The following is a 12,693-nucleotide window of genomic DNA, read 5'->3' as shown; positions in this document are numbered from 1 at the left end:
CTCTCGCCACCGACCACCAGGCAACCGACGTTGCGCGGGCGAATCAGCCGGTGGGCGGATCTTCCAGCATTTTATTCAGCAGGAATATCAGCGCTATCCGTTCGGCCGGGTTGAGCGTGCCGAACGTCAGCTCTGTAATTTTCGCCGCCTGCGGCACCGTTTCCGTCAGCAGCACGGCGCCGGTGTCGGTCAGGCCGACCACCACCTTGCGCCGATCCACCGGATCCGGCGTCACCGTGATCAGATCGCGCGCCTTCAGCCGCTCGACGATGCCGCGTATGGTGGCCTGATCCACCGCCGTCACCTGCACCAACTCGGTCAGCGAGCTCGGCCCCATATCGCGCACCGCGCACAGGGTGATGAACTGCACCGCCGTCAGCTGCGAATCGCCGACGTTTTGCTGGAAAATCGCCAGGTGGCGCTGATAAACCTTGCGCAGCAGGTGCCCAACTTGCTCGGTAAAATGATAATTTTCGGGTTGGCCGCTCACGGCTGACGGGTATTCGGGGGGCGTCATTGCGTTACTCTCACCATCTATGGAATCCACGAGAATAGTACAAACCCCCGCCGTTGGCAGCAACGATTACGCCCGGCGCACGCGCGAGGCCTCCGGTGCCACCACTTCCCCGTCCGCCACCACCGTTTGCCCGTCGAGGCGGATGTCGCAGCGGCGCAGCGCGATGTCCATATGGCAAGGCGTTTTGCGCGTGCCGCCCACTTCGGTATTCGGCCCGGTGGAGAACAGGAAGTTGCCGTAAAACGCACGCGCGTCCATGCACATGCCGTCGTTCTTGTCGTGCAGGCCCATCGCCGTCCACTGGGCGCGCGGCTGCAGGCCCCAGCCGATGTGCGAGATGCCGTACACCTCCGGATCGTCAAAGTATTTCATGTATTCGCGCAGGTATTCCGCCTCGAAACCGCCATGAATGCGGGTAACGAACCCTTGTTCGATCTCCAGCGTGATGCGTTCGCGCGCGTAGCTTTTAAACGGCAGCAAGATATCGCCGACCTCCAGCACCAGCACCCCTTCCGCCTGCTCCTCATTCGGCCAGGTGAACAGGAAGCCGCTCGGCCAGTGATCCCAGCGCCCCGGTTCATCGGCATAGCCGTACTCGGTCACCGTCGGGTATTGCCCGAGCGGCGCGCGGAAATCGCTGCCGGCGGCGGAGGTCACCTGCATCAGCTTCGCCTGCTCCAGTACGGCGGCGGCGGCCAGCACCCGCGCCTTGTCATCCGCGTTGGGCAACATGCGCGCCAGCACCTCCGGCGGCTCCACCGCCAGCAGGATGCGGGTGCCGGTTTTCAGGATCTGCTCCTGCTCCGGCGAATGCAGCAGCATCATGGTATCCACGATCAGATCGGCAGCCTCCAGCGCATGCTGCGCCGCCAGGTTGCCGGTCAGCGCGGTATCGCCGCAATAGGCGGTCATGTCGTTGCCCATCGCCCGCGGATGGTTGAACGCCGGCAGCTCGACGGCATACACCCTGGCGCCCAGCCGCAGCGCCGCGTCAGTCGCGGCGCGCACCGTGCGCGCATCGGAATAATGGCTTTTCAAAATCGCCACGCTCTGCGAAGCATCGACCTTCGACAGCGTAAGCACCTGCTCGAACAGCTGTACCAACTGGGTTTCATTGACCGCCATGGCCTGTCTCCTGTCTCGTCAAGGGTGTCCGACGCCCGCAAGGCGTCGGTGATTTTTCAAACAATTTAAAGTGAACACACTCATTTTTATCTAAGTCAAAAAAGCAAAGGAAAGCAAGTCGCGACTATCCATCATAAGAAAGTCCTATTTCATCCCTCTTCAATCCTGTGATTAACATGAGTTTAACAGTAATTCGCCGTCAATTAGCGTGAGCAAGATCTGATTTAACACTTTTGCAACTTTGCGTTATTTAGCGCATACACTATAAATCGATCGTCCAGCCACGCGTTGGGCCTACGCTGAAAAAAGCCAACAGACAGGGGAAACATGATGAGCAAACAACCACGCATCGCCGTCGTCGGCGCCGGGCTGGGGGGCGCCGCCGCCGCCGGGCTGCTGCAAAAAGCCGGCTTTACCGTCGATCTGTATGAACAGAGCCCGGCGTTCTCGCGCCTCGGCGCCGGCATTCACATGGGGCCGAACGTCCTGAAGATTTTCCGCCGGCTCGGCATTGAGCAGCGGCTGGAGCAGATGGCGTCTCATCCCGATTTCTGGTTCAGCCGCGATGCCGAGAGCGGCGACTATCTGTCGCGCATCGAACTGGGCGCCTTCGCCCGCCGGGAGTACGGCGCCGCCTATGTGACGGTGCACCGCGGCGATCTCCAGGCGTTGCAGCTTTCCGCGCTGCAGCCCGGCACCCTGCACTTCGGCAAATGCCTGAGCAAGATTGAAGATCGCGGGGACGAGGTGGTGCTGAACTTCGTCGACGGCACCTCGGCCCATGCCGACATCGTGATCGGTGCCGACGGCATCAATTCGCGCATCCGCGAACATCTGCTGGGGGCGGAAGCGCCGACCTACAGCGGCTGGGTGGCCCACCGCGCGCTGATCCGCGGCGAGAAGCTGGCGAAATACAACCTGACGTTCGAAGACTGCGTGAAGTGGTGGTCGGCGGATCGCCATCTGATGGTCTACTACACCACCCAGCGGCGCGACGAGTATTACTACGTGAGCGGCGTGCCGCACCCGGCCTGGGATTTCCAGGGCAGCTTCATCGACAGCAGCCGCGAAGAGATGTTCGAGACCTTCACCGGCTACCACCCGATCGTGCAGGCGCTGATCGAATCCAGCGAGCAGGTCACCAAATGGCCATTGCTGAACCGCAAACCGCTGCCGCTGTGGAGCGAAGGCCGTCTGGTGCTGCTCGGCGACGCCTGCCATCCGATGAAACCGCACATGGCGCAGGGCGCGGCGATGGCGATCGAAGACGCCGCCATGCTGACCCGCTGCCTGCAGGAAACCGGCCTCGGCGACTACCGCACCGCCTTCCAGCTGTATGAAGCCAACCGCAAGGAGCGCGCCTCCAGGGTGCAGGCGGTGTCCAACGCCAACACCTTCCTGCGCACTCAGGAAGATCCGGCCTGGGTCTACGGCTATGACCTGTACGCGCAAGCGCTGAAATCGGAGAACGCCGCATGAGCACCTTCCTCTACGGCGCCCACGCTCACGCCAATGGCATTCGCCAACACTACCTGCGCTACGGCGGCCACGGCCCGGCGCTGATCCTGATCCCCGGCATCACCAGCCCGGCGATCACCTGGGGCTTCGTCGCCGAGCGGCTGGGAGAAAAATACGACGTCTACGTACTCGACGTGCGCGGCCGCGGTCTGTCATCCAGCGGCCCGGAACTGGCTTATGACGCAGAGACCTGCGCGCAGGACGTTAACGCCTTCGCCGCCGCGCTGAACCTGACCAGTTACGCCCTGCTCGGCCATTCGATGGGCGCCCGCTTCGCCCTGCGCGCCGCCGTTTTGCAGCCCGCCGGCGTGCGGCGGCTGGTGCTGGTCGATCCGCCGGTTTCCGGCCCCGGCCGCCGCGCCTATCCCGGCCAATGGCCGTGGTACGCCGACTCTATCCGGCAGTCGCTGCCGGGCATGAGTGCCGAGCAGATGCGCGCCTTCTGCCCGACCTGGAGCGAGGAGCAGCGCCGGCTGCGCGCCGAGTGGCTGCATACCTGCTACGAGCCGGCGATCCAACGCGCCTACGACGATTTTCATCAGGTGGACAGCCACCGTGACTACCCGCTGCTGGCCATGCCGACGCTGCTGATGGCCGCGGGCAAAGGCGGCGTCATTCAGCCCGAAGACCGGGCGGAGATCCGCGCGCTGCAGCCGGAGATCGCCATCGTCGAGGTCGAGAACGCCGGACACATGATCCCGTGGGACAATTTCGACGGCTTCTTCCGCGCCCTGGGCGATTTTCTGGATTAACTGAGGAACACCGACATGAGCAACCACTACCGCATCGGCCAGATCGTGCCCAGCTCCAACACCACGATGGAAACCGAGATCCCGGCGATGCTAGGCGCGCGCCAGCTGATACGCCCGGAGCGTTTCACCTTTCACTCCAGCCGCATGCGCATGAAACACGTCAATAAAGAAGAGCTGGCGGCGATGGACGCCGAGTCCGATCGCTGCGCGCTGGAACTCTCCGACGCGCGGGTCGACGTGCTCGGCTACGCCTGCCTGGTGGCCATCATGGCAATGGGGCTGGGCTACCACCGCGAATCGCAGGCCCGGCTGGCGCAGGTGACGAAAGACAATCAGGCCGCCGCGCCGGTTATCAGCAGCGCCGGCGCGCTGGTCAACGGCCTGAAGGTGATCGGCGCCAAACGCATCGCGCTGGTGGCGCCCTATATGAAACCGCTGACCCAGCTGGTGGTGGACTACATCCAGCACGAAGGCATTGAGGTCAAGGTATGGCGCGCGCTGGAGATCCCGGACAACCTCGACGTCGGCCGGCACGATCCGGCCAGGCTGCCGGGGATCGTCGCCGAGATGGATTTACGCGAGGTCGATGCTATCGTGCTGTCCGCCTGCGTGCAGATGCCTTCGCTGCCGGCCGTTCCGACGGTGGAGGCCCAAACCGGCAAACCGGTGATCACCGCCGCCATCGCCACCACTTACGCGATGCTGACCGCGCTGGAGCTGGAGCCGATCGTCCCCGGCGCCGGCGCCCTGCTGTCCGGCGCCTATTGAGGAGGCATGATGAACGACACCCTCAGCGACAATTATCGCGGCGTCTGGGGCCAGCGCCTCGGCTTCGGCCGGCGCCCGGCGCTGCTGGCGATCGACTTTATGCAGGCCTACACCACCGAAGGCGCGCCGCTGTTCGCGCCGGGCGTGGTGAGCGCGGTCGAGGAAAGCCGCGAGCTGCTGGCCTGTGCGCGCCGCACGGGAATTCCTGTGATCCATACCCATATCCGCTATCATGCAGGCCATTTTGCCGATGGCGGCCTGTGGGTCAAAAAAGCGCCGGTGATGAAGGACATGGTGGCGGGCAACCCGCTGGCGGCGTTCTGCCCGCCGGTGGCGCCGCTGGCCGATGAGGTGGTGCTGAGCAAGCAATACGCCAGCGCCTTCTTCGGCACCGCGCTGGCGCCGCTGCTGGTGGCGCAAGGGATCGACACGCTGCTGATGATCGGCTGCTCCACCAGCGGCTGCATCCGCGCCAGCGCGGTGGACGCGGTGCAGCACGGCTTTCGCGCCATGGTGGTGCGCGAGTGCGTCGGCGATCGTCACCCCGGCCCGCACGAAGCCAACCTGTTCGACATCGACAGCAAATACGGCGACGTGGTGCACAAACGGGAGGCGCTCGACTACCTGAACCGGTTATGAATCAACGACTCACCTGCAACGACAATAACGAAGGCGCAGACAGCGCCTCACGCGACCGCCCGAAACAGGGCGGCGCCCCTGCAACGCAAACACAACAGGCGCCTCCTGCGGAGGCCAACACGCACCACCTGGAGACAACATCATGGCCATTGTCGACACCCCGCTGGCGGGGAAAGCGGACGCAGAATCGTTGCTGCTGTACCGCAAAATCACCTGGAAACTGATCCCGTTTCTTTGCCTGTGTTACCTGGCGGCCTACCTCGATCGCATCAACGTCGGGCTGGCCAAGCTGCAGATGGCCGATGCGCTGCAGCTGAGCGAAGCGGCCTTCGGCCTGGGCGCCGGGCTGTTCTTCGTCGGCTATATTCTGTTCGAGGTGCCGAGCAACCTGATCCTGCAGCGCGTCGGCGCCAAGATGTGGATCGCCCGCATCATGATCACCTGGGGGCTGCTGTCCACCGCCACCATGTTCGTCACCACGCCCACCCAGTTCTACGTCATCCGCTTTCTGCTCGGCGTGGCGGAGGCCGGTTTTCTGCCCGGCGTGCTCTTTTACCTGACGCTGTGGTTCCCGACCTATCGCCGCGGCCGCATCATCGCGCTGTTCATGATCGGCCTGCCGCTGTCCAGCGTGATCGGCGGGCCGCTCTCTGGCTGGATCATGGGCCATTTCGACATGCGCCACGGGCTGCACGGCTGGCAGTGGCTGTTTTTGCTGGAGGGCATTCCCAGCGTGCTGTTGGGGGTGCTGACCTTCTGGCTGTTGCCTAACACTTATCAGCAGGCCAAATGGCTGACGCCCGAGGAAAAACAGCGCATCGCCGACGATTTGGCGCGTGACGACGCCGAGGCCGATCACGGCAAGCACAGCTTCCGCGACGGCTTCTTCAACCTGAAGGTGTGGATGCTCGGCGGCATCGACTTCGCCATTCTGCTCAGCGCCTACGCCATGGGCTTTTGGATGCCGACCTTCATCAAAACCGCCGGCGTTACCGACATCACCACCATCGGCTACCTGACGGCGATCCCCAGCGTCGCCGCCCTGCTCGGCATGTTGCTGATCGGCAGCAGTTCCGACCGACTGCGCGAACGGCGCTGGCATATCATCGTGCCGTTTATCGTCGGCGCGTTGGCAATGGCCGGCAGCACCTTCTTCACCCACAATGCGCTGGCCACGGTGCTGCTGTTCTCCATCGCCCAGGCGGCGATCATCGGCGCGGTGCCGGTATTCTTCAGCCTGCCGGCCACCTTCCTGCGCGGCACGGCGGCGGCGACCGGCTTCGCGCTGGCCTGTTCGCTGGCCAACATCGCCGGGCTGGTGAGCAATTCGCTGATGGGGCTGGCGCTGGATCTGACCGGCAAGAGTGGCGGCGCGCTCTGGGCCTTCGCCGGCTGCCTGCTGCTCAGCTCGCTGCTGGTGGTGGCCCTGCCGGCCAAGGTGGTGAACCGCTGAATGTCGGCCAAGCCGAAAAAGACGAAGGGCGCATAACGCGCCCTTTTGTTTACTTACCGGGAATGGCCGAACTTACTCGTCCTTCAGCCCGCGGTTGATCAGCATCGGTTCGATGCTCGGCTCTTTGCCGCGCCAGTCGATGTACAGCTTCTCCAGATCCTGGCTGTTGCCGCGCGACAGGATCATGTCGCGGAAGCGTTGGCCGTTTTCGGCGGTCAGGCCACCGTGTTCGGTGAACCACTGGAAGGCGTCGTCCGCCAGCATTTCCGTCCACAGATAGGCGTAGTAGCCCGCGGCGTAGCCGTTACCCCAGATGTGCTGGAAATAGCTGGAACGGTAACGCGGTGGCACATAGCTGAGATCGACCTTGTCTTTTTGCAGCGACTCGGCCTCGAACTTGTCCACGTCCTGCTGCGGCTGGTCGGCCGTCAGCATGTGCCAGTGCATATCCAGCAGCGCGGCGGACAGCAGCTCGGTCATGCTGTAGCCCTTGTTGAACTTGTCGGCCTTCTTGATCTTGTCGACCAGTTCCTGCGGCATCGCCTCGCCGGTCTGGTAGTGCTTGGCGAAGTGGCTGAACACTTTCGGATCGCTGACCCAGTGCTCGTTGAACTGCGACGGGAACTCGACGAAGTCGCGCGCGGTGTTGGTGCCCGACAGGCTCGGGTATTCCTGATCGGCGAACATGCCGTGCAGCGCGTGGCCGAACTCGTGGAACATGGTGATTACGTCGTCATACGACAGCAGCGCCGGCTGGCCCGGCGCCGGTTTGGTGAAGTTGGCGACGTTGTAAATCACCGGCTTGGTGCCGTTGAGCTTCGACTGATCGACGAAGTTGCTCATCCAGGCGCCGCCGCCCTTGTTGTCGCGCTTGAAGTAGTCGGTGTAGAACAGCGCCAGCGATTTGCCGTCCTTGTCGAACACTTCATACACCTTGACGTCCGGCTGGTAGACCGGGATGTCCTTGCGCTCCTTGAAGCTGATGCCGTACAGCAGGTTGGCGGCGTAGAACACGCCGTTGTTCAGCACGTTGTTCAGCTCGAAGTAAGGCTTGATCTGCGACTCGTCCAGATCGTACTTGGCCTTGCGCACCTGTTCGGCGTAGAACTGCCAGTCCCAGGCCTGCACCTTGAAATCGCCTTTCTGCTGGTCGATCACCGCCTGAATGTCCTTGGCCTCACGCTCGGCGCGCGCGGTGGCCGCCGGCACGATGTTGCGCATAAAGCTCAGCGCGGCATCCGGCGTCTTGGCCATCTGGTTTTGCAGTTTCCAGGCGGCGTAGTTCGGGTAGCCCAGCAGCTTGGCCTGCTCGGCGCGCACCTTGGCCAGACGGGAGATGGTCTGGCGGGTATCGTTGCCGTCGCCCTTCTCCGCACGCGTCCAGGAGGCGTCGAACAGCGCTTGGCGGGTATCGCGATCTTTCAGGCTCTGCAGCAGCGGCTGTTGCGTGGTGTTTTGCAGCACCAGCAGCCACTGTTTCTCCAGCTTGCGTTCGGCGGCCGCCTGGGCCGCCGCAGCCAGCTCGCCTTCCGACAGGCCGTCCAGCTTCGCCGGATCGGTTATCGCCAGCGCGCCGTTTTTGCTCGCCGCCAGCAGTTTGTTGGTGAACTGGGTGCTCAGCGTCGCCGCTTCCTGGTTCAGCGCCTTCAGCTTGGCCTTGTCGGCGTCCGACAGGTTGGCGCCCGCCAGCTCGAAGTTCTTGTAGGTCACTTCTACCAGCCGGCGCGATTCCGGATCCAGCTTCAGCGCATCGCGATCCTGATAGATGGCCTTGATGCGAGCGAACAGCTTGCCGTTGAGCATGATGTCGTCGTTCAATGCCGCCAGCTTCGGCGAGGTTTCTTCATCCAGTTTCTGCAGCGCGTCGCTGGTGTTGGCCGAAGTCATGGCGCCGAACACGTTCATCACCCGCGTCAGCAGCGAACCGGCCTGCTCCAGCGCCACGAAGGTATTCTTGAAATTAGGCTTGGCCGGGTTGTTGGCGATCTTCTCCACCTCTTCCCGCTTTTGCTTGATGCCCGCCTCGATCGCCGGCGCGTAGTCGCTCTCCTTGATCAGGTTGAACGGCGGCGCCTGGAACGGCAGACGGCTTTGATAGAAGAACGGATTCTGAGTCTTTTGCTTGTCGTGCTGATTGGCTTCACCGGTCACGGTAGCCTCCTTCGCCTGGCCGCTGGGCAGCGCGCTATGGTCGGCGTGAGGTTGGGTTTCTGCTGCCTGTGCCTGCGAGCCCAGCGCCATGCCGATCGCCAGCACCAATGTGGATAAACGCATCAAATCGAAACTCCTCCATGTTCACGGAATAAGGTCTCGGGGAATCGCTCCCTCTGAGTCATCACCTAGCTTAGGTGCAGTTGGCAGTTTGAGCAAAAACAAGTGATTAGAAGTTAGCCGCCTCGCCAACCTGCTGTATCAGGAACGTCAGCAACGCGCGCGTTTTGGCCGGTAGATAGCGGCGGCCGGGGTAAACGGCATACAGCTGCAACGGCGCCGGCGGCAGTGCCAGCGGCACCTCAACCAAACGGCCGTCGGCCAGAAACGGCCGGCAGCCGAGCTCGGAAAGCATGGCGAACCCCACGCCGGCCAAGGCCGCCTTCAGCGCCATCTCCCCGCTGTTGACACGATAGCGCGTATTGACCGGGACGGTAACGAAGGTTCCGTCCGGGCGGACGAACTGCCACGGCATCCCCTTCAGCGCATCCACCGTGCTGATGCAGGGCAATTGCGTGAATTGTTCAATCGCCGACGACGGCGGCCACTGCGCCAGCAACGCCGGAGCGGCCACCACGATGCAGGGGAAAGACGCCAGCGGCTGCGCGACATAGTCGCTGTCGTCCAGCATGCCCCGGCTGATCATCACCGCCAGATCGACATCATCGAGCAGCGACGCCATACCCGCCAGGTTGGTCACGCAGCTGATTTCGATCTGCGGATGCTGCACGGCGAACGCCGCCAGCGGCTCGCCCAACAGGTATGGCCCCACTTCATTGGGCACGCACAGGCGCAGCGGCCCGCGCAGCTGTTGCTGCCGCTCGCTGAGGGTTTGCGCGGTGTGTTCCAGCGACGCCAGCAGCGGCTGGGTGCGTTCATGCAACAGCTGGCCGTTCGGCGTCAGCCGCATCGAACGAGTGCTGCGTTCGAGCAATCGCTGCTCGAGCTGGCGCTCCAGCTGAGAGATGTAGCGGCTGACGTTGGAGGTCGGCATCGCCAGCGCCCGCGCCGCCCCGACGAAGCTGCCTTGCTCCACCACCGCCACGAAGATGCGTAACAGGTTTAAATCCAATTTATCGCGCATGATTATCCCTAATTTGATAACAAACCATGCCATTTCTACCATCTAATCCCGATCAACGCCAAGCGCTACACTGCCGGCCTGACTCTGCAACCGATAGATGCTTATGACACCCACGAGAAAGCTGACGGCGATAACGCTGGTCATCGCCTTTATTCAGTTCACCAATGCCCTGGAATACACGGTATTCAACCCGATATTCCTCTACATGGCCGCCGATTTTTCCGTGCCCGTCAGCTTCGCCGGCTATGTCAGCGCGGCCTATACGCTGGCCGCGGTGATTTCCGGCATCGGCGCATTTTTCTGGATCGGCGGCGTTGAGAAGCGGCGCTTTCTGCTGCTCAATGTCACGCTGCTGGGCGTGACCACCTTATTGATCGCCACAACCCAGCAGTTTTACTGGCTGCTGGCACTGCGGCTGTTGGCCGGGCTGTTGGGCGGCACCACGATGGGCGTCGGGATCGGCCTGCTGCTCAACGCCGCACCGGCCGCACTGCACGGCAAAATGTTGGCGACGGTGATCGCGTCCTTTTCGTTGGTGAGCATTGTCGGCATGCCGGGCATGCTGTACCTGTGCGAAGTGGCGAGCTGGCGCGCCGCGCTGGTGACTATCGGCGGGCTGTGTCTGCTGGCGGCCGTCTTGGTCGCGCTGTTCGTTCCCAGGGATGCGCCGCAGCCACGGGCTACCGCGCCCGTCGCGCTCGATCGCCGATTGCTGCTGTTCGCCGCCGCAGCCGGCCTGACGCAGTTCAGCCCGATGCTGCTGATCCCGGTGCTGGCGCCGCTGCTCACCCAGCGGCTACAGGTGGCAGACGCGCATTTGCCCTGGCTGTTTCTCATCGGCGGCGTGGCCGGCTATCTGGCGACCGTACTGGCGGGCCGCTGGCTGCAACGCTTTGGCACCGTGACGCTGACGGTGGGCGCCACGCTGTTGCTGCTGGGCAGCCTGTGGCTGGCGGCGCGCGGTGGCGATCGCGGCGAGCTGTTCATGGTCGCGTTTCTTGCGGCGGCCTATGCGCGGCTGGTGGCGATCTCTTCCCTGAGCATGCGCTGGCCGGACGCTCGGCAGCGCGCCGCCTTTGGCGTACTGCAAACCGCCCTGATACACCTGAGCGCCACGGCGGCCTTCTTGCTCTCCTCCGCGTTGCTGAGCAGCGGCCTCACCCCGCTTAGCCTGCAACGCCTGTTATGGCTGTGCGCGCTGAGCGCGGTCGCCGTCGCGCCGCTCAGCGTTTGGCTGCAGGCGCGGCTGCGTCAGCGCGGCGCCTGATAAACCACCTTGCCGTCCACATAGGTGCGATAAATGTTGCGATCGTCTCCCAGCGTCATCAGCACGAACCCTTGTTCCGCCGACGTGGCGCTGTTGGCGTAGCGCAACTGCTGCAGCGGCGTGACCGCCGGATCGAGCACCACAAAATCCGCCTCTTTGCCGACGTTGAAGTTGCCGATTTTGTCGTCCAGCGCCAGCGCGCGGGCGCCGCCCAGGGTGGCGTGATAGAACGCTTCTACGGCGGAGAGCCGGTAATGCTGCAGCTGGCCGACTTTGTACGCCTCCCCCAACGTGCGCAGCATATTGAAGGTGGTGCCGGCCCCCACGTCGGTGCCGATGCCGAGCTTCACCCGCTTGCGCCAGGCCTGCTGCAGGTCGAACAGCCCGCTGCCGAGGAACAGGTTGGAGGTGGGGCAAAACGCGATCGCCGAGCGGGTCTCGCACAGGCAGTCCCACTCCTGCTCCTCCAGGTGCAGGCAGTGGGCGAACACGCTTTTGCCACCGGTCATGCCGTAGCGATGGTAAACGTCCAGATAGCTTTGGCTCTGCGGGAACAGCGATTTTACCCAGGCCACTTCCTGCGGATTCTCGCTCAGGTGCGTCTGCAGCCAAACGTCGGGGAATTCTTCGCGCAGCCGCTGCACCTGCGCCAACAGCGCCGGGGTACTGGTGGGCGCAAAGCGCGGCGTAATGGCGTAGCCGAGGCGGCCTTTGCCGTGCCAGCGTTCGATCAACTCACGCGTCTGGCGATAACTTTGCTCCGGCGTTTCCAGCAGCGCCTCCGGCGCATGGCGATCCATCATCACCTTACCGGCGATCAGGCGCATATTCAGCGCTTGCGCCTGGGTGAACAGCGCATCGACCGACTGCGGGTGCACGCTGCCGAACACCAGCGCGGTGGTGGTGCCGTTGCTCAGCAACTCCCGCAGAAAGAAGGCCGACATCTCGTCGGCGTGCTGTTCGCAGCCGTAACGGCTTTCGGTCGGGAAGGTGTAATTGTTTAACCACCCCAGCAACTGGTCGCCATAGGCGCCGATCATTTCGGTTTGTGGGTAGTGGATATGGGTGTCGATAAAGCCCGGCACGATCGGTTTATCGCGATACTCCGTGACCGCGAAACCCGGCGGCAACAGCGCCTCACCCTGCTGCCAGCTGCCGAACCAGACGATGGTGCCCTCGTTGAGCAGCAACAAACCGTCGGGAATGTGCCGCAGGCGTTCGTCGAGCTGTTGCGCTTCCTCCACGCAGGCGGTGATATCAAAAAAATTGCCACGAATAGCCGTGGTGAATTGCAGTGCCATTATTTTCTTCCTTGTGACGACCGGCCAAGCTCACCCGCGTAATAATCTTCGCTGATGA

General features: G+C 63.2%; 11 protein-coding genes. 6 read left to right on the top strand and 5 right to left on the bottom strand.

Going from position 1 to position 12,693, the window contains the following annotated elements; translation table 11 throughout:
* Nucleotides 1–43 precede the first annotated feature (43 nt).
* Complete coding sequence (locus QOL81_RS16830; protein ID WP_197756521.1) at nt 44–517, bottom strand: MarR family winged helix-turn-helix transcriptional regulator; 474 nt, start codon at nt 515–517, stop codon at nt 44–46.
* A 66-nt stretch (nt 518–583) separates the two neighbouring features.
* On the bottom strand, nt 584–1,642 hold the full coding sequence (locus tag QOL81_RS16825) for a 2,5-dihydroxypyridine 5,6-dioxygenase (protein WP_283439938.1): 1,059 nt from the start codon (nt 1,640–1,642) through the stop codon (nt 584–586).
* A 327-nt stretch (nt 1,643–1,969) separates the two neighbouring features.
* On the opposite strand from QOL81_RS16825, the gene QOL81_RS16820 reads away from it, so the two are divergent.
* The 5 genes from QOL81_RS16820 to QOL81_RS16800 all read left to right on the top strand — a co-directional run bounded on the left by QOL81_RS16820 (nt 1,970) and on the right by QOL81_RS16800 (nt 6,772).
* Nucleotides 1,970–3,121 carry an FAD-dependent monooxygenase gene (locus tag QOL81_RS16820; protein WP_084826295.1) on the top strand — a complete coding sequence of 384 codons (1,152 nt, stop codon included), beginning with the start codon at nt 1,970–1,972 and terminating at the stop codon, nt 3,119–3,121.
* Nucleotides 3,118–3,912: an alpha/beta hydrolase gene (locus QOL81_RS16815; RefSeq protein WP_283439937.1), complete on the top strand. Its 795-nt coding sequence runs from the start codon at nt 3,118–3,120 to the stop codon at nt 3,910–3,912. The genes QOL81_RS16820 and QOL81_RS16815 overlap by 4 nt, the downstream gene beginning before the upstream one ends.
* Before the next feature lie 15 nt (nt 3,913–3,927).
* Nucleotides 3,928–4,680 carry a maleate cis-trans isomerase family protein gene (locus QOL81_RS16810; protein ID WP_016927838.1) on the top strand — a complete coding sequence of 251 codons (753 nt, stop codon included), beginning with the start codon at nt 3,928–3,930 and terminating at the stop codon, nt 4,678–4,680.
* 9 nt (nt 4,681–4,689) lie between these two features.
* The gene (locus tag QOL81_RS16805) at nt 4,690–5,319 is read left to right on the top strand and encodes an N-carbamoylsarcosine amidohydrolase (protein WP_055312376.1); all 630 of its coding nucleotides are present in this window, start codon (nt 4,690–4,692) and stop codon (nt 5,317–5,319) included.
* Nucleotides 5,320–5,461: 142 nt separating this feature from the next.
* Nucleotides 5,462–6,772 carry an MFS transporter gene (locus QOL81_RS16800; RefSeq protein WP_004938595.1) on the top strand — a complete coding sequence of 437 codons (1,311 nt, stop codon included), beginning with the start codon at nt 5,462–5,464 and terminating at the stop codon, nt 6,770–6,772.
* A gap of 72 nt (nt 6,773–6,844) precedes the next feature.
* Here the strand turns inward: QOL81_RS16800 and dcp are convergent, their stop codons facing one another.
* Both dcp and QOL81_RS16790 read right to left on the bottom strand, forming a co-directional pair.
* On the bottom strand, nt 6,845–9,046 hold the full coding sequence (gene dcp, locus QOL81_RS16795; RefSeq protein ID WP_060419080.1) for a peptidyl-dipeptidase Dcp: 2,202 nt from the start codon (nt 9,044–9,046) through the stop codon (nt 6,845–6,847).
* A 106-nt stretch (nt 9,047–9,152) separates the two neighbouring features.
* On the bottom strand, nt 9,153–10,067 hold the full coding sequence (locus tag QOL81_RS16790) for a LysR family transcriptional regulator (RefSeq protein ID WP_060419082.1): 915 nt from the start codon (nt 10,065–10,067) through the stop codon (nt 9,153–9,155).
* 103 nt (nt 10,068–10,170) lie between these two features.
* Between QOL81_RS16790 and QOL81_RS16785 the strand changes: the two genes are divergently transcribed.
* Nucleotides 10,171–11,334, top strand: a complete 1,164-nt coding sequence (locus QOL81_RS16785) for an MFS transporter (protein WP_283439936.1) — start codon at nt 10,171–10,173, stop codon at nt 11,332–11,334.
* Here the strand turns inward: QOL81_RS16785 and guaD are convergent.
* On the bottom strand, nt 11,319–12,635 hold the full coding sequence (gene guaD, locus QOL81_RS16780; RefSeq protein WP_060419085.1) for a guanine deaminase: 1,317 nt from the start codon (nt 12,633–12,635) through the stop codon (nt 11,319–11,321). The two genes, QOL81_RS16785 and guaD, sit on opposite strands and share 16 nt — an antisense overlap.
* Nucleotides 12,636–12,693: the final 58 nt, after the last annotated feature.

Origin of the sequence: Serratia sp. CC22-02, assembly GCF_900182895.1 — a bacterium.
GTDB lineage: Bacteria > Pseudomonadota > Gammaproteobacteria > Enterobacterales > Enterobacteriaceae > Serratia > Serratia nevei.
This window is presented reverse-complemented; position numbering and strand designations above follow the sequence as displayed.